General features: G+C 64.6%; 18 protein-coding genes and 1 pseudogene. 4 read left to right on the top strand and 15 right to left on the bottom strand.

Going from position 1 to position 18,922, the window contains the following annotated elements:
• Nucleotides 1–188 precede the first annotated feature (188 nt).
• Nucleotides 189–830, bottom strand: a complete 642-nt coding sequence (locus tag OIN59_RS20240; protein ID WP_274113223.1) for a CoA transferase subunit B — start codon at nt 828–830, stop codon at nt 189–191.
• Between the two features lie 43 nt (nt 831–873).
• On the bottom strand, nt 874–1,581 hold the full coding sequence (locus OIN59_RS20235) for a CoA transferase subunit A (protein ID WP_056067750.1): 708 nt from the start codon (nt 1,579–1,581) through the stop codon (nt 874–876).
• A gap of 75 nt (nt 1,582–1,656) precedes the next feature.
• Here OIN59_RS20235 and OIN59_RS20230 point away from each other — a divergent pair, with 75 nt between their 5' ends.
• On the top strand, nt 1,657–2,202 hold the full coding sequence (locus OIN59_RS20230; protein WP_274113220.1) for a PAS and helix-turn-helix domain-containing protein: 546 nt from the start codon (nt 1,657–1,659) through the stop codon (nt 2,200–2,202).
• A gap of 143 nt (nt 2,203–2,345) precedes the next feature.
• Here OIN59_RS20230 and OIN59_RS20225 read toward each other — a convergent pair whose 3' ends face one another.
• From OIN59_RS20225 to OIN59_RS20180, 10 genes and pseudogenes are all read right to left on the bottom strand, one after another.
• On the bottom strand, nt 2,346–2,741 hold the full coding sequence (locus OIN59_RS20225) for a carboxymuconolactone decarboxylase family protein (RefSeq protein WP_274113218.1): 396 nt from the start codon (nt 2,739–2,741) through the stop codon (nt 2,346–2,348).
• A 225-nt stretch (nt 2,742–2,966) separates the two neighbouring features.
• Nucleotides 2,967–5,147, bottom strand: a complete 2,181-nt coding sequence (gene katG / locus OIN59_RS20220) for a catalase/peroxidase HPI (RefSeq protein WP_274113216.1) — start codon at nt 5,145–5,147, stop codon at nt 2,967–2,969.
• 175 nt (nt 5,148–5,322) lie between these two features.
• Nucleotides 5,323–6,240: an SMP-30/gluconolactonase/LRE family protein gene (locus OIN59_RS20215; RefSeq protein WP_274113213.1), complete on the bottom strand. Its 918-nt coding sequence runs from the start codon at nt 6,238–6,240 to the stop codon at nt 5,323–5,325.
• A 9-nt stretch (nt 6,241–6,249) separates the two neighbouring features.
• The gene (locus OIN59_RS20210; protein ID WP_274113211.1) at nt 6,250–7,158 is read right to left on the bottom strand and encodes an amidohydrolase family protein; all 909 of its coding nucleotides are present in this window, start codon (nt 7,156–7,158) and stop codon (nt 6,250–6,252) included.
• A gap of 3 nt (nt 7,159–7,161) precedes the next feature.
• On the bottom strand, nt 7,162–8,118 hold the full coding sequence (locus OIN59_RS20205; RefSeq protein ID WP_274113209.1) for a tripartite tricarboxylate transporter substrate binding protein: 957 nt from the start codon (nt 8,116–8,118) through the stop codon (nt 7,162–7,164).
• A 40-nt stretch (nt 8,119–8,158) separates the two neighbouring features.
• Complete coding sequence (locus tag OIN59_RS20200) at nt 8,159–9,166, bottom strand: tripartite tricarboxylate transporter substrate binding protein (protein ID WP_274113207.1); 1,008 nt, start codon at nt 9,164–9,166, stop codon at nt 8,159–8,161.
• An 83-nt stretch (nt 9,167–9,249) separates the two neighbouring features.
• Nucleotides 9,250–10,191, bottom strand: a complete 942-nt coding sequence (locus OIN59_RS20195) for an NAD(P)-dependent oxidoreductase (protein WP_274113205.1) — start codon at nt 10,189–10,191, stop codon at nt 9,250–9,252.
• On the bottom strand, nt 10,188–10,874 hold the full coding sequence (locus OIN59_RS20190; protein WP_274113203.1) for an RraA family protein: 687 nt from the start codon (nt 10,872–10,874) through the stop codon (nt 10,188–10,190). The genes OIN59_RS20195 and OIN59_RS20190 overlap by 4 nt, the downstream gene beginning before the upstream one ends.
• A gap of 142 nt (nt 10,875–11,016) precedes the next feature.
• Nucleotides 11,017–11,301 (bottom strand): annotated as a pseudogene (locus OIN59_RS20185) (amidohydrolase family protein); the annotation flags it as partial.
• Between the two features lie 44 nt (nt 11,302–11,345).
• A complete protein-coding gene (locus tag OIN59_RS20180; RefSeq protein WP_274113201.1) occupies nt 11,346–12,353 on the bottom strand; it encodes a tripartite tricarboxylate transporter substrate binding protein in 1,008 nt (335 codons plus the stop codon).
• A gap of 185 nt (nt 12,354–12,538) precedes the next feature.
• On the opposite strand from OIN59_RS20180, the gene OIN59_RS20175 reads away from it, so the two are divergent.
• Nucleotides 12,539–13,327 (top strand): IclR family transcriptional regulator, encoded by a 789-nt coding sequence (locus OIN59_RS20175; protein WP_407655126.1) that lies wholly within the window; start codon nt 12,539–12,541, stop codon nt 13,325–13,327.
• Nucleotides 13,328–13,395: 68 nt separating this feature from the next.
• Nucleotides 13,396–13,968, top strand: a complete 573-nt coding sequence (locus tag OIN59_RS20170) for a peroxidase-related enzyme (RefSeq protein ID WP_274113197.1) — start codon at nt 13,396–13,398, stop codon at nt 13,966–13,968.
• A gap of 80 nt (nt 13,969–14,048) precedes the next feature.
• On the opposite strand, the gene OIN59_RS20165 is transcribed toward OIN59_RS20170, so the two are convergent.
• Together OIN59_RS20165 and OIN59_RS20160 are read right to left on the bottom strand one after the other, a co-directional pair.
• Nucleotides 14,049–14,474 (bottom strand): acyl-CoA thioesterase, encoded by a 426-nt coding sequence (locus tag OIN59_RS20165; protein WP_274113195.1) that lies wholly within the window; start codon nt 14,472–14,474, stop codon nt 14,049–14,051.
• 20 nt (nt 14,475–14,494) lie between these two features.
• Nucleotides 14,495–15,277 carry an SDR family oxidoreductase gene (locus tag OIN59_RS20160; protein WP_274113193.1) on the bottom strand — a complete coding sequence of 261 codons (783 nt, stop codon included), beginning with the start codon at nt 15,275–15,277 and terminating at the stop codon, nt 14,495–14,497.
• A 139-nt stretch (nt 15,278–15,416) separates the two neighbouring features.
• Here OIN59_RS20160 and OIN59_RS20155 point away from each other — a divergent pair, with 139 nt between their 5' ends.
• Complete coding sequence (locus tag OIN59_RS20155; RefSeq protein WP_274113191.1) at nt 15,417–17,117, top strand: electron transfer flavoprotein-ubiquinone oxidoreductase; 1,701 nt, start codon at nt 15,417–15,419, stop codon at nt 17,115–17,117.
• 81 nt (nt 17,118–17,198) lie between these two features.
• On the opposite strand, the gene OIN59_RS20150 is transcribed toward OIN59_RS20155, so the two are convergent.
• Nucleotides 17,199–18,872, bottom strand: coding sequence for a methyl-accepting chemotaxis protein (locus OIN59_RS20150; protein ID WP_274113189.1), 1,674 nt, complete (start codon nt 18,870–18,872; stop codon nt 17,199–17,201).
• Nucleotides 18,873–18,922 lie beyond the last annotated feature (50 nt).

The following is an 18,922-nucleotide window of genomic DNA, read 5'->3' as shown; positions in this document are numbered from 1 at the left end:
TGCCCAGGCTGCTGAAGCCCTGCGTACCGGCCAGATCTCTGCTGGCGAAATCGGCAACGCCATGTAATTGCGAAGGCTCCATGCGCACTGCATGAGGGCTTTGTGAGAAATGCAAATGCAAAAGGCCTGGGCTCCGTGAGGGGCCCCGGCCTTTTTTTGTGACGCCACTGCAAGAGTGGCACGGTAGCTTATGGAATCAGTGTGACACCGGTCTTGGACTGCAGGGCCTCAAAAGTCACGCCCGGAGCCAGCTCCACCACTTTCAGGCCCTGGGGCGTCACGTCCATGACGGCCAAGTCAGTGATGATGCGGTCCACCACGCCCACACCCGTCAGGGGCAAGGTGCAGCTGGGCAAAATCTTCAGGTCTTCGGTGCCGTCCTTCTTGCGGGCCACGTGCTCCATGAGCACGATCACGCGCTTGACGCCTGCCACCAGGTCCATGGCACCGCCCATGCCCTTGACCATCTTGCCGGGGATCATCCAGTTGGCCAGGTCGCCCTTTTCGCTGACCTGCATAGCGCCCAGGATGGACAGGTTGATCTTGCCGCCACGGATCATGGCAAACGACTGGTCGCTGCCAAAGATGGACGAACCCTTGATGGTGGTGACGGTCTGCTTGCCTGCGTTGATCAGGTCGGCATCCACTTCGTCTTCTGTGGGGAACGGGCCGATGCCCAGCATGCCGTTTTCGGACTGCAGCCACACCTCTTTGTCGGCAGGCACAAAGTTGGCCACCAGCGTGGGGATGCCAATGCCCAGGTTCACATAAAAGCCGTCTTCGAGTTCATGGGCGGCACGGGCCGCCATTTGGTCTTGACTCCACGACATAGATACTTCTCCAGCTTGTTCTGTACAGTTGTGCGGCAGCGGCTCAGACGCCCGCTTTTTCGGTGATCGTGCGCTTTTCAATGCGCTTTTCGGGCGTGGCGTTGTGCACGATGCGATGCACATAAATGCCCGGCAGATGGATCTGGTCGGGCGCAATGGCGCCGGTTTCCACCACCTCTTCCACCTCCACGATGGTGATCTTGCCGGCCGTGGCCGCAGCGGGGTTGAAGTTGCGCGCCGTGAGGCGGAACTGCAGGTTGCCCGACTTATCGGCACGCCAAGCCTTGACCAGCGACACATCGGGCACCAGCGAACGCTCCATCACATAGGTTTCGCCATCGAACTCGCGCAGTTCCTTGCCCTCGGCCACGATGGTGCCCACGCCAGTCTTGGTGAAAAAGGCCGGGATGCCCGCACCGCCCGCACGCAGCTTTTCGGCCAGCGTGCCCTGGGGGGTGAACTCCAGCTCCAGCTCGCCCGCCAGGTACTGGCGCTCGAACTCCTTGTTCTCGCCCACGTACGACGAGATCATCTTCTTGATCTGGCGGGTTTCGAGCAGCTTGCCCAGGCCAAAGCCGTCCACGCCCGCATTGTTGGAGATCACGGTGAGGTTCTTCACGCCCGAGTCGCGCAGCGCGTCGATCAAGGCTTCAGGAATGCCACACAGCCCAAAACCGCCTACAGCCATGAGTTGGCCATCTGCAACCACGCCCTTCAGGGCTTCGGCAGCGGAGGGGAATAACTTGTTCACCACGATCTCCTTATGAATGGGATACGCTACGATACTACGTACTTTAATAAGTAGTTTTCCGTAAAGATTAGCACTATGGACGTTGATTACCGGCTTGCCTTCGACATGGCCCCCGTGGGGCTGGTGCTGTCGCGCAACCGCACCATGGTCGATTGCAACCGGCACGTGTGCGACATGTTCGGCGCCTCGCGCGAGGTGCTCATCGGCCAGTCGTTCCAGATACTTTATCCGAGCGCCGACGAGTACGAGCGCCTGGGCGCGCACATGGAGCCCATCCTGAACGCCAAGGGCCACTACGCGGACAACCGCATCATGAAGCGTGCCAACGGCGAGGTCTTCTGGTGCCACGTGTCTGGCCGCGCGCTCAACCGCGATGCCCCGCATGAATCCGGCATCTGGAGCTTTGAAGACCTGAGTTCACAGCGCACCGTGAAGGCCGAGTTGACGGGCCGTGAACGCGAGGTGGCCGCGCGCCTGCTGGAGGGCCTGACCTCCAAGGAGATCGGTCGGGCACTGGAGATCAGCCACCGCACGGTAGAGATTTACCGCGCACGTCTCATGCGCAAGTACAACGCGTCTACCGCTGCCGACCTGGTGCACAAGCTGCTGGCGGGAGCATAGGCTCCCCCTGAGTCGGCTTCGCGCCTTCGCCCTGAGGGGGGGCGCCACCACTGGCCTTGCAAAGCCAGCTCCACAGTGGCGCTGGCTTGGTGCATGCCCGTTCTATGGGCGACAGGAAGCAGTCCAAGGGAAAGAGTGCAGCGTCAGCCCTTTCCAGGAGCGTCCACCACCTCGGCCGCCGTGCGGAAGGCCTCTACTGCCGTGGGCAGCCCGCAATAGATGCTGGCGTGCAGCAGCACTTCCTGGATCTCTGCCGCCGTGGCACCGTTGTTGAGCGCACCACGCACATGGCCTTTGAGCTCATGCTGCTTGCCCAGCGCCGTGAGAAAGGCCACCGTGATCAGGCTGCGCGTCTTCATGTCCAGCCCCGGCCGCTGCCACACGTCGCCCCAGGCATTGCGGGTGATGAACTCCTGAATGGGCTGGGTGAACTCCGTGGCATTGCCAAAGGCATTGGCCACAAAGTCCTCGCCCATGACCTGCTTGCGCGTGGCCAGGCCTTTGTCGAAGTCCTTGGTGGACGGGGGTTGCGGTGTCATGCGGGCTCTCCTGTTGGTTTGACGCCGCGATGGTAGCTGCAGCACAGCGCCTTTCGCCTCTCTGCCTTCTTCTACGGCTAAAACGGGAACACTGCCGCAGCCATCGCCCGGCCCAGACCAAGACCGCCGCGCAAGGGCCGCCCCACCGCACTGGCGGTGTCCCCCTTCCCGAATTGCGCAGCCATTCGAGAGAAGGGGGAAGGCGCGAAGCGACTCAGGGGCTTGTCACAAATCAAAACGGTCCAGGTTCATCACCTTGGTCCAGACGCGGGCGAAGTCCTGCACAAACACCGCCTGCGCATCGCTGCTGGCATAGACCTCGGCCAGCGCGCGCAGCACGGAGTTGGAACCAAACACCAGGTCGGCCACTGTGCCGGTCCATTTTTTGACTCCGGTGCTGCGGTCCACACCTTCCAGCACACCCGCTGCGCCCGCCGACTTCTGCCACTGGGTGCGCATGTCGAGCAGGTTCACGAAAAAGTCATTGCTCAACGTGCCAGGGCGCTGCGTAAAGACACCATGGGCCACCTGTCCCACATTGGCACCCAGTACCCGCAGACCGCCCAACAGCATCGTCATCTCCGGCGCGGTCAAGGTCAGCTGGTTGGCACGGTCCACCAGCAACTCGGCCACGGCACCTTCCAGACCGGGGCGCACGTAGTTGCGGAAGCCATCGGCCACAGGCTCCATGACTTCGAACGAAGGCACATCGGTCTGCTCCTGCGAGGCATCGGTGCGGCCAGGGCTGAAGGGCACGGTCACGCCCTGCCCGGCCTGCTTTGCGGCGGCCTCCACGGCAGCGCCACCGGCCAGCACGATCAGGTCGGCCAGCGAGATCTTCTTGCCGCCCGTCTGCGCAGCGTTGAACTCGCGCTGAATGGCTTCGAGCTGGCCCAGCACCTTGGCCAGTTGGGCGGGCTGGTTCACTTCCCAGTCCTTTTGCGGAGCCAGGCGGATGCGCGCGCCATTGGCGCCGCCGCGCTTGTCTCCGCCCCGGAACGTGGAGGCAGAGGCCCAGGCCGTCGATACCAGTTCAGAAATGGACAGGCCCGATGCCAACACCTTGGCCTTGAGCGCTGCGATGTCCTGAGCGTTCACCAGGGCATGGTCCACCGCAGGAACCGGGTCTTGCCACACCAGCACTTCGGCGGGCACTTCAGGGCCCAGGTAGCGTGCACGCGGCCCCATGTCGCGGTGCGTGAGCTTGAACCAGGCGCGGGCAAACGCGTCGGCAAACTGGTCAGGGTGGGCCAGGAAGCGGCGCGATATCTTTTCGTAGGCTGGGTCAAACCGCAGCGACAGGTCGGTGGTGAGCATGGTGGGCACCAGCTTTTTCGACGGGTCGTGTGCGTGCGGAATCGTCGCGGCCGCACCCTTGGCCGTCCACTGGTGAGCACCCGCCGGGCTCTTGGTCAGCTCCCATTCGTAGCCGAACAGGTTTTCAAAGAAGTTGTTGCCCCACTGCGTAGGCGTAGTGGTCCAGGTGACTTCCAGGCCACTGGTGATGGCGTCGCCGCCCTTGCCGGAACCATGGCTGCTCTTCCAGCCCAGACCCTGCTCCTCAATGCCGGCGCCCTCGGGCTCCTTGCCCACCAGCGCGGCATCGCCCGCGCCGTGGGTCTTGCCAAAGGTGTGACCACCGGCGATGAGTGCCACGGTCTCTTCATCGTCCATGGCCATGCGCGCAAAGGTGTCGCGGATGTCGCGCGCGGCAGCGATGGGATCGGGGTTGCCGTTGGGGCCTTCGGGGTTCACGTAGATCAGGCCCATCTGCACCGCCGCCAGAGGGTTTGCCAGGTCACGCTCACCGCTGTAGCGCTTGTCGCCGCCCAGCCAGGTGGATTCGGCGCCCCAATACACGTTCTCGTCCGGCTCCCACACGTCGGGGCGGCCACCGGCAAAACCAAAGGTCTTGAAGCCCATGGATTCGAGTGCCACGTTGCCGGTCAGGATCATCAGGTCGGCCCACGAGATCTTGCGGCCATATTTCTGCTTGACGGGCCACAGCAGGCGGCGCGCCTTGTCCAGGTTGGCGTTGTCGGGCCAGCTGTTCAGGGGCGCAAAACGCTGCTGTCCTGCCCCGGCGCCACCACGCCCGTCGGCCAGGCGGTAGGTGCCCGCACTGTGCCAGGCCATGCGAACAAACAGCGGCCCATAGTGGCCAAAGTCTGCGGGCCACCAGTCTTGCGAATCGGTCATCAGCGCGCGCAGGTCGGCTTTCACAGCGGCAAGGTCGAGGCTCTTGAACTCTTCGGCGTAATTGAAACCGTCACCCATCGGGTCGGTGAGCGGGGAGTTCTGATTCAGCGGGCGGAGATTGAGTTGGTTGGGCCACCAATCCGCGTTGCGTGGGCTCGTGGGTACGGCCTTGGTATGGTCAAAGGGGCATTTGGCTTCGGTCGTCATGGGTCATCTCCTGTGAAAGCGCGTCGGCAAAACGTATCGACAGAGCAGATGGTAGGAAGCAAACGATGACAGGTAAATTGAATCGATTGAATCCCATTAATAGCCAATATCAATAGAGCACCATACTCTCATTGATTTCGTTGCGATCCCCAGACAAGTTGAGGCTGGGGCAGCGTCAACGCGAACGCGCCAGCGGCAGCCCAGGTGCACCCATGTCAGCCCGCAGGATGCGCCCATGGGTGGAGTCGGTCACATACACCGTGGTACGCCCTGCCCCGCCAAAGGCCAGGTTGGTGGTGGAACTGCCCGGCGCGCCGCGCAGCACCTGCACCGGCTCAGCCCGGTGGTTGAGCACCCACACATAGCCCAGGCCGGGGTTGGCCACCAGCAGGTGGCCTTCGGCGTCCACGGCCAGGCCGTCGGGGCCGCTGGGGCCATACGACGTGAAGAACTGGCTGACCTTGGCCACGCTGCCATCAGGCAGCAGCGGCACGCGCCACACGCAGTTGCCGCGCGTCACGGCCAAATACAACACGCGGCCGTCGGGTGACAGGGCCACGCCGTTGGGGCTGGGCACGTTGGCGAGCAGCAGGTCCAGTTGGCCGTTGGGCCGCAGGCGGTACAAGCGGCCGCTCGGGTCGTGCAGGCCACTCTGGCCCTGGTCGGTGAAGTACAGGTTGCCTTCGGCGTCAAAGATCAGGTCGTTCACACCTTTGAATCGCTCGCTGTTGCGGCGCTGCAGGTACGGCGTGACCTGGCCCGTGAAAACGTCCAACTGCATCAGGCCATTCTTGTAGTCGGTGATGATCAGCGTGCGGTCGTCCCGGAACTTCATGCCGTTGGGTTCGCCGTCGTACTCGGCCACCAAGGTCCACGCGCCCTGCGGGTCGATGCGGAAGATGCGGCCCCAGGGAATGTCCGTCACATACAGGTTGCCCTGGCCGTCGAACACCGGGCCTTCAAGGAACGAGTCCGTGATGGTTCCTGCCCGGTTGGCGTCGGCCCAGTCGCTGCGTTCGCGGCGGCGGTAACGCTCGGGCATGGAAGTGAACACTTCCAGTTCACGGACTTGGGGTGGGGTCAGCAAAAACATGGGGCTCTTTCACAGAGAAGGCACGGTGGCAAAACCATAAAGCCGTGCCGGGTTGTCCACCAAGATGCGGCGGGCGGCGGCATCGCTGCCCGCCCAAGCATAGAGAAGGTCCAGCAGGTCGGCGTCGTTCACGCTGCCGGGCGCCTCGGTGGTGTGGGGCCAGTCGCTGCCCCACACCAGGCGATCAGGCGCGGCGTGTACCAGGGCCTGGCCCAGCGGCAGCGTGTCGGCGTAGCTGGGGCCGTGCACGGTGGAGCGCATGTAGGCGCCCGAGAGCTTGACCCAGGTGTTGCCACCATCGAGCAAACCACGCACCACGCCGTAGGCCTCCGCAGCCGGGCCCAGGGCAGGATCGATGCGGCCCAGGTGGTCGATGACCAGCGGCACGGGCAGCGATTGCAACTGGGGCGCCATTGCCACGAGCTGTTCGGGCCGCGCAAAGACCTGGATATGCCAGCCCGCACAGGCCGGGTGCTCGGCCACCTTGCGGGCCAGCGTGGCCAGCATCACGGGCGTGGTGGTGCCCCACGATTGGGGCGAGACGAAATTGACGCGCAGCCCGCGCACACGGCGCGCGGCCAAGTGGCTCAGCTCTTCGGCTCTCACGCCGTCACCCACCACAGCCACGCCGCGTGCAGCGTCGCCCAACTGGTCCAGCGCATCCAGCGTGCAGGCGTTGTCGGTGCCGTAGGTGGATGGCGTGACCACCACCGTGCGCGTGACTCCCAGCCGCGCCTGCAGCTGCCGGTATTCCGCTACGGACGCCACCGGCGGCGTGCGCGGCCAGTGGCTGGAAGGCGCAAAGCGCGGATCGAAGATGTGCATGTGGCTGTCGCACGCGCCGGGCGGCAACCGGCGCTGCGGGTGGTTCAGGCCCACCGAGTGCGGCACGGGGGTGGTCAGCGCTGGCAAGGGCATGGGTCAGTCGAGTTTGATATTGCCCTTGCGCACCACCTCGCCCCACTTGGCATCTTCCTTTTTCAAGAAAGCGGCAAAGTCTGCGGGCGTGGAGCCGATGGGCTGTGCGCCCAGGTCGGCCAGGCGCTGCTTCACTTCGTCTTCCTTCAGCACCTCTTGCAGGGCCTGCTGCAGTTTGGTGGCCACGTCGGCAGGGACGCCCGCAGGCAGAAACACGCCGTTCCACTCATAGGCCTCATAGCCGGGGATGGCCGCCTCGGCCACCGTGGGCACATCGGGCAGGCGCTTGGAGCGCTCAGGCGCCGACACAGCCAGCGCACGCAGCTTGCCGCCCGCCACATGCGGGTAGGTGGCGGCCACGGTGCCGAACATGAAGTCCACCTGGCCCGCGATCACATCGGTGATGGCGGGGCCGCCGCTCTTGTAGGGCACATGCACCATGTCAAGGCCCAGCTTCTGGGCCATCAGCTCCGCCGCCAGGCGCTGCACCGTGCCGCTGCCGCCCGAGGCAAAGTTGATCTTGCCCGGCTGGGCCTTGGCCTTGGCAATCAGCTCGCCCACGTTCTTGTAGGGGGCATCGGCCTTCACGATGAGCACGTTGGGCGCCAGCAGCACCAGCGACAGCGGCTGCAGTGCGTTGGCTGCATACGGCATCTTGGGGAACAGGTGCGGGTTGATGGAGTACGGCGCGGCGTCGTACAGCATGGTGTAGCCGTCCGCCGGGGCCTTGGCCACGAAGCTGGCGCCAATGGTGCCGCTGGCACCGGCCTTGTTGTCCACGATCACACTGCCGCCGAGCTTGGCGCCCAGGCGGGTAGCGACCACACGTGCCACGGCATCGGCCGCGCCGCCGGGGGCGTAGGGCACGACGATGGTGATGGGCCGCTCGGGGAACGCGGCGTGGGCCATGCCAGCCGCCAGGGCGCAGGCAGCGATCAGGGGTTTGAGGAAGCGAAACATACCTGTCTCCAATCAGTTCTGGGTTCTACAACAGGGCTACTCAATCTGCTTTGAGATCGAGCGCCTTGGCAATCTGGCTATAGGTCGCAGCTTCGCGGACCACACGGGTCGCAAAGGTATTGCCGCAGACCGATTCGGCATCCATCCCCAGGCCACGCAGCTTGTCGGCGGCCGATTCGCTCTTGGCAAAGTCGGCGGCCGTGCGCTCCAGCGCCTGGGCGACGGGCTCGGGCAAGCCTGCAGGGGCTAGCACGCCGTACCACACGTCGGCGGCATAGTTGCCACCGCCTGCCTCGGCAAAAGTGGGCACGTCAGGCACCAGCGCGGAGCGCTTGGGCGCGCCCACGGCCAGCGCACGCAGCTTGCCGCTCTGGATCTGCGGCAGCACCGAGCCCAGCGTGGCGAACGAGCTGTCGAGCTGCCCGCCCATCAGGTCCGTCACCACGTGCGCAGCGCCCTTGTAGGGCACATGGTTGAGCTGCAGGCTCTGGGCGCGGGCAAACACCTCGGTGGCAAAGTGGCCCGAGCTGCCCACCCCTGCGGTGCCTGCGGTCACGCGGCCGGGCTCGGCGCGGGCCTTGGCCTGGTAATCGGCCAGCGTCTTCACCGGCAGGCTGGGGGCCACCACCAGCACCGTGGGGCTGCTGGCCACCGTGCACAGGGGGCGAAAGGACTTCACCGCATCGAACTTGACGCGGCCCTGGTACAGCGCCGGGATCATGGTGTGGTTGGTGGCACCAAACAGCAGCGTGTAGCCGTCAGCCGGGGCGCTGGCCACGGCCTGGGCGGCAATGATGGTGCCCGCGCCCGGCTTGTTGTCGATGATGAACGGCTGGCCCAGCGCCTTGCTGGCGTGGTCGGCAAACGCACGGGCCACCACATCGGTCGGGCCGCCTGCGGCAAAGCCCACCACCAGTTTCACGGGCTTGGTCGGATAGGCTGCTGCGCCCGTTTGCGCATGGGCAGCGCCATACGCTATTAGAAACATAGCTGCCAGCGTTTTATTCATAGGCGCTACAGCCCTATTTTTCTCAAACTTCTTGTGCATGGTGCTTGTCTCCAGGGGGCACGGATGCCGCGCAGCACGGAGGCATGCGCGGCCCTGGGCCTTTGTTGTCCGTTGAATCGTGTTCAGGCCGCCACGGCGCTACGGGCCAGCACGGCCAGCAGGTTCTTCGCTGCGCCCACGCCCATGTTCACGTAAGCGTCGCTGGTCACGCCGCCAATGTGGGGGCTGAGGATGAAGTGCTTCTCGCCCTGGAAGGGGTGGCTCACTGTCATCGGCTCCACCGCAAAGCTATCGAGCCCAGCGGCCATCGCCTGGCCCGAGCGCACGGCGGCCAGCAGCGCGGCCTCGTCGATCAGGCCCCCGCGTGCCGTGTTCACCACGATCACGCCGCGCTTGCATTGCGCCAGTGTGGCGGCGTTCAGCAGGTTGCGGTTTTCGTCGGTCAGCGGGCAGTGCAAAGACACGGCATCGGATTCGCGCCAGATCGTCTCCAGGTCCACCGCCTGCACATAGGCGGGCAGGTTCTTGGCAAACGGATCAAAGCCGATCACGCGCATGCCCAGGGCGTCGGCCATCTTGGCAAAACGCAGACCGATGGCACCCAGGCCCACCAGGCCTACGGTGCGGCCACCCAGCTCCAGGCTCTTGTGCGTGGCCTTATCCCAGTGGCCAGCGTGCATGCGCGCATCCAATGCCACCACGGATTTGGCGCAGGCCAGCAGCAGTGCCAGGGCCTGCTCAGCCACGGCAGCGGCGTTGGCGCCCACGGCGGCCACCACTTCAATGCCACGGGCTTTGGCGGCCACCTTGTCGATGGTGTCGGTGCCGCTGCCGTGCTTGGATATGACCTTGAGCGCGGGGGCTGCGTCCATCACCGCAGCGCCCACCTTGCCGTAGCGCACGATGATGGCCACGGGGTTGTGCGCGCGGCACAGGGCCACCATGTCCTCTTCCGTCGGCGTCTTGCCTGCGTAGACGATCTCGTAGCCTGTGAGCAAATCCAGGGCTTGTTGCGCCAAATCGGCGCCGGTCACGATGATGGTGGCTGTGGTTGTGTTGCTCACAGCGACTCCCCTTCCTTCAGCACACCAGCAGCGCGCAGGGCTGCGGGCAGCCATTTCGATGCGGTATCGCCACGGGCAATGGCTTCAATGCGGGCGGCTTCGTCGGCCACCTTCTTGTCGGCCAGGGCCAGCATGGCGGGGGCTTTTTCGCGCTCGATGACGACCACGCCATCGGCGTCGCCCACCACCAGGTCACCCGGGTTCACCACCGCGCCACCGGCGCTGATGGGGTGGTTGATGCGGCCGGGCACGTACTTGGTCGGCCCTGCGGGGTTGAAGCCCGCGCTGAACACGGGGAAGTCCAGCTCCAGAATTTCCAACTTATCGCGGATGGAGGCATCCACGATCACCCCCGCCAGGCCGCGCTTCTTGCAGGCGCTGAGCATCAGCGTGCCCATCAGCGCCGCCGTCTGGTCGCCCTTGCCGTCGATCACCAGCACATCGCCGGGCTGGGCCAGCGCGATGGCGGCATGGATCATGAGGTTGTCGCCGGGGCGCACCTCCACGGTGAAGGCGGGGCCCGCCACCTTCATGGACTGGTGCACCGGCGCCACGCGGCCATGCATGGTGCCGCGGCGGCCCGCCACGTCGGCCAGGATGGCGGCTTGGTAGGTGGCGGCCTGGGCAACAACGTCGCCGCTCACGCGGTCGATGGTGCGGATGATTTCAGGGAGTTGGCTCATGGGATCGGTCCGGTTGAAGGGGTGGATGAAGAAGAAAAAATGGGGGTGCGAGAAGTGCTCAGTCGGCCTTTTGCAGATCGCCCAGCTGCTGGGGCGTGCCGCCCACCAGCGTCACGCCCAGCTTGTTGGCCAGGGCAACGAGGGCGGGGTCTTTCAGCGCGGCCAGGCCCAGCAGCATGCAGCGGTTGTCTGCGCCGTACGTAGAGGGCGTGACCAGCACGGTGCGCTGGGTGCCGATGCGCTGCTGCAGTGCGCGGTAGTCCGGCACCGACGCGTCGGGCGGCAGCAGCCTGGCCCCCGGCACTGTGGGAAAGCGCTGGTCGTACACATGCATGTGGCTGCCGCACGCTCCCGCAGGCAGCGCGGTGTGCGGTGCGGCCGTACCCGCCGAGAACGGTACGGGCGCAGCAAAGCAATCGCGGGTCATGGCGATGACGGGATGGGCGTTGGAAAAATGCGGCGGTCGCTCGCTCAGTCCAGGCTAGCGCCCGAGTCCTTCACGATCTTGGCCCAACGAGGGACTTCGGTGCGCAGCAATGCGCCGAACTGTTCCGATGTACCGCCCAGCACGTCGCCCCCTTCCGAACGCAGCTTGTCGGCCACGTCGGGCTGCTGCAGCGCCTGGTTGATGGCCTTGTTGAGTTGCGCCACGATGGCGGCGGGCGTATTGGCGGGTGCCAGCACGCCGAACCAGGTCACGGCCTCGAAACCCTTGTAGCCCGATTCGGCCAGCGTGGGCACATCCGGCAACTGCGCAGAGCGCCTGGCCGAGGTGATGGCAATCACCTTGAGCTTGCCGTTGCGCACATGGCCCAGCAGCGTGGGCACGGACGACATGTACAAGTCGATCTGCCCGCTCATCAGGTCCGTCATCGCCTGAGCGGCCCCCTTGTAGGGGATGTGGCGCAACTGGATGCCTGCGGCGTTTTCTGCCAGCTCCCCCGACAGATGGGCCACGGTGCCGTTGCCCGGGTAGCCCAGCGTCAGCGCTTCGGGTTTGCCCTTGGAGGCCGCCACCACATCGGCAAAGCTCTTGAAGCGCGAGTTGACCGGCACCGCCATCACGATGGGCGAGGACGACACCAAAGCCACGGGGGCCAGGTCCTTGAGCGGGTCGTAAGGCAGCTTCTTGTACAGCGTGGGGTTGATGGCGAGGTTGCTGGTCTGCCCCATCACCAGGGTGTAGCCATCGGGCTCGGCCTTGGCGGCGGCATCCACGCCCAGGTTGCCGCCAGCGCCGGGGCGGTTGTCCACGATCACGTTCCACTTGTTCTGGTCGGCCACTTTCTGTGCCACGGCGCGGGCAATCATGTCGGTGCCACCACCGGGCGGGAAAGGCACGATCAAGCGGATGGGCTTGGCCGGATAGGCCGCCTGCGCCAGTGCTGCGCCCTGGGGCACGGCAGCGGCCACAAGGCCCAGGAAAGCGGCGCACAGGTGCACGCCAACAGAACGCGAAAGCGATGAAAAAGCGGTCATGGATTTGTCTCCGTTATGGTGGTTCGTCACGCCGGTCTGCCAAGGCCTGTTCGGGCCGGGCGCCGTGGGGTGCGACTGTACGCACGCGTTTCAACCCGTACAATGCAGTTGCATACAATGAAACGAATTGCGCCATGAGCAACCCTCCCATCCAGCCCGTGCGCCCTGCCCCACGCAAGGCCCCCATGCCCGCTGCACCCGCGCCCGCACCCGACGTAGATGCCAGCGCAGACGCCGGGACCAAGGACACCGGTGGAGTGATCGCTGTCACGCGCGCACTGCAGGTGCTGGAGGCCTTTGCGCTGGGCGAATCGAGCCTGCCGCTGGCCGAGCTGAGCCGCCGCTGTGGCCTGCACAAGACCACCGTGCTGCGCCTGGCGCGCACGCTGGCGCAGTCGGGCTTCATGGTGCAACGCGAGGACGGCGACTGGCGCCTGGGCCCGGCCGCAGGCTGGCTGGGCGCGCGTTACCAAGCAGGCTTTGACGTGCAGAACGTGCTGGAGCCCGCGCTGCGCGAGCTGACCCTTGCCACGGGCGAAAGCGCGGCCTTTTACGTACGCGAAGGCAACGTGCGCACTTGCCTCGTGCGTGTGGAAGGCCCGCAGGCCCTGCGCCACCACGCACGCATGGGCGAAGGCCTACCGCTGGACAAAGGCTCGCCAGGCCGCGTGATCCTGGCGTTTTCGGGCGAGCCGGGCAAGGCCTATGAAGAGATCCGCAAGAAGGGCTACCACTGGTCCATCGGTGAACGCGAACAGGGCGTGGCCACGGTGTCCGCCCCGGTGTTTGGCATTCACTGGCGCCTGATGGGATCGGTGTGCATTTCGGGCCCGGCCTCGCGCCTGCCGGCCGAAAAGCTGGAGTCCCTGGCCCAGACCGTGATCGCAGCGGCCACCCAGTTGTCGTATGCGCTGGCAGGCAGGCCCACAGCGCCAGCCCAAGCCCCAGTGCGCGCCACCCAGTGGCATCCCTGATACTGGCAGACCGAGACCTCGCTGAGAACGTGTTGACGATCCCACAGATAACCACCCAGGAGACCCACGTGAGCCGCTACCCTTTCCCCGACCTCAGCACCTTGCCCGAAGACATCCGCACGCGGATTCTGGAAGTGCAGGAGAAAGCTGGATTCATCCCGAACGTGTTCCTCGCCTTTGCGCGCCGCCCCGCCGAATGGCGCGCGTTCTTCGCGTACCACGATGCGCTCATGCTCAAGGAAGAAGGCAGCCTGACCAAGGGCGAGCGCGAGATGATCGTCACCACCACCAGCGCCGCCAACCAATGCCTGTACTGCGTAGTGGCGCACGGCGCGATCCTGCGCATCTATGAAAAGAAGCCGCTCATCGCCGACCAGGTGGCGGTGAACTACCGCAAGGCAGACATCAGCCCACGCGAGCGCGCCATGCTCGACTTTGCGATGAAAGTCTGCCAACGCGCCCACGAGATCGACGACGCGGACTTCGAGGCCCTGCACCCCCACGGTTTCGATGACGAAGACATCTGGGACATCGCAGCCATCACTGCGTTCTTCGGCCTGTCCAACCGCATGGCCAGCTTTGCGGGCATGCTGCCCAACCCCGAGTTCTATCTGATGGGCCGCGTGCCCAAACAGAAGTAAGCGCGGCAGGCCATTTACTATTGATTTGATAGCTACCAGCGCTTATTCAATAAGCACTAGAGCCCTATTTCATTCAAATTTCATTCTGCAGTGACCAGTGCCCGCATCCAGTCGGGCAGCGGCGCGGCCTTCTGCTGCGGAAAATCCACCCAGATGGTGGTGGCGCCACCCGCCGCACAGACCACGCCGGGCTGGTCCACGCGCTCCATCGTGCCCCAGGTTTCGAACGTGGTGCGGCCAGGGTCGCTCACGTAGAGCTTGAGCAGCACATCGGCCGGATATTCGAGTTGCTTGTAGAAATTGCAGAACGCATTGACGATAACCGGCCCCTGCCCGCGCGGGTCGGGGTTGCAGCCCACCGACACCATCCACTCGATGCGCGCGGTTTCCAGGTAGCGAAAGTACACGGTGTTGTTGACATGGCCCATCGCATCCATGTCGCCCCAGCGCACTGGGAACCGCATCTCAAAGACCAGCTTCTTGACCTCGGGGATTTCGATCTTCATACCCGCTTATGCCCCAGGGATCAGACCGCGAAACCGTCGTCGGCAGCGATCACCGCGCCATTCACAAAATGGCTCTGGTCGCTGGCCAGCATCACCAGCAGCGCATCCAGGTCCTGCGGCTGGCCCACACGCTTGCGCGGCAGCATGTCCATGAGCTTCTTGCCCTGCTCGGTTTGCCAATGGTGGTGGTTGATTTCCGTGTCGATGTAGCCGGGGCAAATGGCGTTCACGTTGATGCCGAACCGGCCCCACTCCAGTGCCATCGCCCGGGTCATCTGCACCACGGCGGCCTTGCTCATGCAATAGGCGCCGATCTGCGGCAGCACCTTGAGGCCCGCCATCGAGGCAATGTTGATGATGCGCCCGCCCGTAAAGCTGCCCGGCGCCGCGCCACGCGAGCGGGCCAGCATGCGCTTGCCCACCTCTTGCGCCACAAAAAAGGCGCCCTTCACATTGGTGTCGAAGATGAAGTCATAGTCCTCGGGCGTCACGTCCTGGATACGCTGCGTGGTGCTCACACCCGAGTTGTTGACCAGGATGTCAATCGAGCCCATTTCGGTCTCGGCATGCGCCACGGCGGCCTTGATGGAGTCGTGGTCGGTCACGTCCAGCTCGATCACATGGGCATCACCGCCCTCGCCTTCGATTCGCGCGCGCAACTCCTTGAGTTTTTCGATCCGGCGGCTGGCCAGCACCACGCCCGCGCCAGCGTGGGCCAGCGTGCGGGCAAACTGTGCGCCCAGGCCGCTGGATGCGCCCGTGATGAAGGCCACGCGGCCGGACAAGTCGATGCTGTATGCCATTTAGAGTCTCCCTACTGATCAAAATAGAACGGTCGTTCGATTGTCTATATTCCGTGAATACAATCAGTCGCCAGACAGACAGGGCGCGGTCGCCGCTCTGTAGAAAATAATCCATTATCAAACGCCCGACGAGAAGCCCATGACCAACGAAGAAATCCTCGCCCAATACGGCCCCCGCGAATCCATGGAATACGACGTGGTGGTCGTGGGCGGCGGCCCCGGCGGCCTGGCCACAGCCATCCGCCTGAAGCAACTGGCGGCCGAAAAAGGCCAGGATGTCTCGGTGGTGGTGCTCGAAAAAGGCTCCGAACCCGGCGCTCACATCCTCTCGGGCGCCATCATGGACCCCAAGGCGCTGACCGAGCTGATCCCCGACTGGAAAAAGCGCGGCGCGCCGCTGAACCAGCCCGTCACCGACGACGCCTACATCTTCCTCAGCGAAAAATCGGGCGTTCGCGTGCCCAACATGTTCCTGCCGCCGTTTGCGCACAACCACGGCAACTACATCATCAGCCTGGGCAACCTGACCAAGTGGCTGGGTGAACAGGCCGAAGCCCTGGGCGTGGAAATCTTCCCCGGCTTCACCGCCGCCGAGGTGCTCTACAACGACAACGGCTCCGTCAAGGGCGTGGCCACCGGCAACATGGGCATTGGCAAGGATGGCGAGCCCACCGAGAACTTCCAGCTCGGCATGGAGCTGCTGGGCAAATACACCGTGTTTGCCGAAGGCGCGCGCGGCCACCTGGGCAAACAGCTGATCGCCAAGTTCCACCTCGACAAGGACCGCGACCCACAAAGCTTCGGCATCGGCGTGAAGGAACTGTGGGAGATCGACCCCAAGAAGCACCAGCCCGGCTTTGTGATGCACACCGCTGGCTGGCCCATGGAGAACGACACCTACGGCGGCGCCTTCCTGTACCACCTGGAGGGCAACAAGGTGGCCCTGGGCTTCGTCACCGGTCTGGGTTATGCCAACCCCTACCTGAGCCCGTTTGAGGAATTCCAGCGCTGGAAGACACACCCCAACGTCCGCTACTACTTCGAAAACGAAAAGGGTGAGATCACGGCCAAGCGCCTGTCCTACGGCGCGCGTGCCATCAATGCCAGCGGCATCAACGCCCTGCCCAAGACCGTGTTCCCCGGCGGCGCCCTGGTGGGCTGCAACGCGGGCTACCTAAATGTGGGCCGCATCAAGGGCAGCCATGCGGCCATCAAGACCGGCATGCTGGCGGCTGAGGCCGCCTACGATGCCGTGGTGGCAGGCCGCCAGCACGACGAACTGACCGCCTACCCCGAAGCCTTCGAAAAGAGCTGGCTGCACACCGAGCTGAACAAGGACCGCAACTTCAAGAACTGGTTCAAGTACGGCCTGACCACAGCCACGCTGATGAACGGTTTCGAGCAGTTCGTGCTGCGCGGCCACATCCCCTGGACGCTGCACCGCGACAAGCCCGACCACGCATACCTGAAGCCCGCCGCAGAGTGCAAGCCCATCGTCTATCCCAAGCCCGATGGCAAGCTGACCTTCGACCGCCTCTCCAGCGTGTTCATCAGCAACACCAACCACGAAGAAAACCAGCCCGCCCACCTCACGCTCAAGGACGCGAGCGTGCCGGTCAGCATCAACCTGGCCAAATACGCAGGGCCCGAGGCACGCTACTGCCCGGCGGGGGTGTACGAGTTTGTGCCCGACGTGGCTAAGGGCGGCGATGCCCAGCGCCTGCAGATCAACGCGCAAAACTGCGTGCACTGCAAGACCTGCGACATTAAGGACCCCACGCAGAACATCGTGTGGGTCACCCCCGAAGGCGGCGGCGGCCCGAACTACGCGGGCATGTAAGCACCATCAAAATTCATAGCACCTTGTGTTTGAAGGGCCTGCGCTGCAGGCCCTTTTTTATTGAATTTCTCGTCTTGGCAGTCACGCAACGGCGCGCGTGAGCTGAAACTGCCCCATCGCACCCGCCAGCCGGTTGGCCTGGTCCTTGAGGCTCTGGGCAGCTGCAGCGCCCTCTTCCACCAGCGCGGCGTTTTGTTGGGTCATGTGGTCGAGCTGGTCCACCGCCTGGCTTACCTGGCCGATCTGCGTGCTCTGCTCACTGCTGGCCTCGTTGATCTCGGACATGAGCGTGGTCACGCGCTCCACACTCTGCACGATGTCGCCCATGGTGGAGCCTGCGGTCACCACCAGCCGGGCGCCATCACTCACCTTGTCCACGCTGGTGGCGATCAGCGCCTTGATCTCGCGTGCCGCATTGGCGCTGCGTCCGGCCAGGCCGCGCACCTCGCTGGCCACCACGGCAAAGCCGCGCCCCTGCTCACCCGCGCGGGCAGCCTCCACTGCGGCGTTGAGCGCCAGGATGTTGGTCTGGAACGCAATGCCGTCGATGATGCCCACGATGTCGGCGATCTTCTTGCTGCTGGCATTGATCTCCTCCATGGTCTTGACCACCTGATTGACCACTTCGCCGCCTTTGCTGGCCACATCGGTGGCGTTCAGCGCCAGGACATTGGCCTGGCGCGTGCTGTCGGCATTGGCTGCCACCATCTGCGCCAGCTGGGCAATACTGGCCGCCGTCTGCTGCAGGTTGCTGGCGGCATGTTCGGTCCGTGCGCTCAGGTCGGTGTTGCCCGCTGCCACTTCAGAGCTGGCCACATGGATGGATTCGCCCGAGTCGCGCACCTCGGTCACCACGTAGTGCAGCGACTCGACCATCTTGTCCAGCGCCGTGAGCAGCTGGCCAATCTCGTCGGTGCGCTGGGTTTGCATGCGCACCGTCAGGTCGCCCCGCGCAACCACAGCGGCTGCTTCAGACGCCTGGCGCAGCGGCAGCACGATGGAGCGCCGCAGCAGCCAGCCAAACAGCGCCGACAGCGCCACCACCACCAGCACCGCCACGGCGCTGATCCACTGTGCGCGGGACGCGTCGGCAATCATGCTGTCTCCCGCCTTCAGCGATGACTGCTCGGAGGCTGCGAGCAACTGGTCGATGGACTGCAGGTATTGGGTCAACGCCGCAGCGTGTTCCTGCAGCTCCTTTTGGCTGATGATCTTGGCTTCGAGAGCGTTTTGCACCAACGCATCCCGCAGCACTGCATATTTCTGGCGTTGCGCCTGGGCCTCGGTCCACAGTGGCCCAGCGCTCTCGCTGGAAGACGCCTTGGCCATCGCTGCTTCGATGCGCTTGCGCATCGCGTCTTCGGCGGCAATCTGGTTGCGCATCTCTGCCACCAGCGGGAATACGTCAGACGACAGCGTGGCACGCAATGCAATCTGGCCGATGGTGACCGACTGCGTTTTCCAGTCGCGCACCGAGCGCTCGATGGGCAGTTGCTCCGCAGTCAGCAGGGTGGCCTGGCGGCTGGTGTCCATACCCGTCAGCCAGGTGGTGGCGCCGAGCAAGGCCACCGCGAAGCCCAGAATGCCAAAGCTGGCCGCCAGTTTCTGCCCCACGCTCAGGGTGCGGCTACGCCGCACAGGCGCGGGGCCCTGCGCCGTAACTGCTGGTGCGACGCGGCTGATCTCCGCGCCAGTTGGTACGGCGGAAACGGAGGCACCGCCAGGCACCCCGGAAGTGGCAGGCAAATAGTTCATGAGCATTCTCCAGGTTCATTTCCCGCACCGTGCGGGGGACGAATCCAGCG

This window comes from Acidovorax benzenivorans, from assembly GCF_028680575.1.
GTDB lineage: Bacteria > Pseudomonadota > Gammaproteobacteria > Burkholderiales > Burkholderiaceae_C > Acidovorax > Acidovorax benzenivorans.
The sequence above is the reverse complement of the archived record's forward strand: the minus strand, read 5'-3'. Positions and strand labels throughout refer to the sequence as shown.

Bases quoted from the DNA above. Each gene is read 5' to 3' on its own strand.
- OIN59_RS20160 (WP_274113193.1), bottom strand. From the start codon at position 15,277: ATGGCATACAGCATCGACTTGTCCGGCCGCGTGGCCTTCATCACGGGC.
- OIN59_RS20180 (WP_274113201.1), bottom strand. From the start codon at position 12,353: ATGACCGCTTTTTCATCGCTTTCGCGTTCTGTTGGCGTGCACCTGTGC.
- OIN59_RS20205 (WP_274113209.1), bottom strand. From the start codon at position 8,118: ATGTTTCGCTTCCTCAAACCCCTGATCGCTGCCTGCGCCCTGGCGGCT.
- katG (WP_274113216.1), bottom strand. From the start codon at position 5,147: ATGACGACCGAAGCCAAATGCCCCTTTGACCATACCAAGGCCGTACCC.
- OIN59_RS20175 (WP_407655126.1), top strand. From the start codon at position 12,539: ATGCCCGCTGCACCCGCGCCCGCACCCGACGTAGATGCCAGCGCAGAC.
- OIN59_RS20190 (WP_274113203.1), bottom strand. From the start codon at position 10,874: ATGAGCCAACTCCCTGAAATCATCCGCACCATCGACCGCGTGAGCGGC.
- OIN59_RS20165 (WP_274113195.1), bottom strand. From the start codon at position 14,474: ATGAAGATCGAAATCCCCGAGGTCAAGAAGCTGGTCTTTGAGATGCGG.
- OIN59_RS20150 (WP_274113189.1), bottom strand. From the start codon at position 18,872: ATGAACTATTTGCCTGCCACTTCCGGGGTGCCTGGCGGTGCCTCCGTT.
- OIN59_RS20230 (WP_274113220.1), top strand. From the start codon at position 1,657: ATGGACGTTGATTACCGGCTTGCCTTCGACATGGCCCCCGTGGGGCTG.
- OIN59_RS20155 (WP_274113191.1), top strand. From the start codon at position 15,417: ATGACCAACGAAGAAATCCTCGCCCAATACGGCCCCCGCGAATCCATG.
- OIN59_RS20210 (WP_274113211.1), bottom strand. From the start codon at position 7,158: ATGCCCTTGCCAGCGCTGACCACCCCCGTGCCGCACTCGGTGGGCCTG.
- OIN59_RS20215 (WP_274113213.1), bottom strand. From the start codon at position 6,240: ATGTTTTTGCTGACCCCACCCCAAGTCCGTGAACTGGAAGTGTTCACT.
- OIN59_RS20225 (WP_274113218.1), bottom strand. From the start codon at position 2,741: ATGACACCGCAACCCCCGTCCACCAAGGACTTCGACAAAGGCCTGGCC.
- OIN59_RS20240 (WP_274113223.1), bottom strand. From the start codon at position 830: ATGTCGTGGAGTCAAGACCAAATGGCGGCCCGTGCCGCCCATGAACTC.
- OIN59_RS20200 (WP_274113207.1), bottom strand. From the start codon at position 9,166: ATGCACAAGAAGTTTGAGAAAAATAGGGCTGTAGCGCCTATGAATAAA.